Source organism: Paraburkholderia sp. J11-2 (assembly GCF_905220185.1).
Lineage (GTDB): Bacteria > Pseudomonadota > Gammaproteobacteria > Burkholderiales > Burkholderiaceae > Paraburkholderia.
Map to the genome: position 1 here is coordinate 1 of NZ_CAJMYY010000117.1, position 422 is coordinate 422.

At 65.2% G+C, this 422-nt stretch carries 1 pseudogene; it reads right to left on the reverse strand.

Annotated elements, in window-relative coordinates:
• Nucleotides 1–422, reverse strand: a pseudogene (locus tag U5A57_RS41400) (adhesin); the annotation flags it as partial.

The window sequence follows — 422 nt, forward strand, 5'->3', positions numbered from 1 at the left end:
CATTGCCGCCGATGTTGTACGTCGGGTTCGAGATCGAGCCGTCGCTGTTCACCGTCGAGCCGCCGCCCAGTGAGCTGGCCGTCGAGCTGGCGAGGGTGTACAGCTGCGAGCCGTTCACCGCATCGAAGCTCGATGCGTTCACCAGACCGTTGGCCACGTTGTGCAGCGCCACTGCCGAGGTCGCGCCCGTGCCGCCCAGCGTGACCGAGTCGTGCGCCGACTTGTCGTACAGCACCGCGTCAGCCAGTTGACCCTGCATGTTCGTGATCTGGCCGTTGATGGTCGTCACGTCGCCCGCGAGGTTCGACACATTCGTGTTCGTCTCATACAGCTGCGAGCCGTTCACCGCGTCGTAGCTCGATGCGCTCAGCACGCCGTTCGCCACGTTGTGCAGCGCCACTGCCGAAGTCGCACCCGAACCG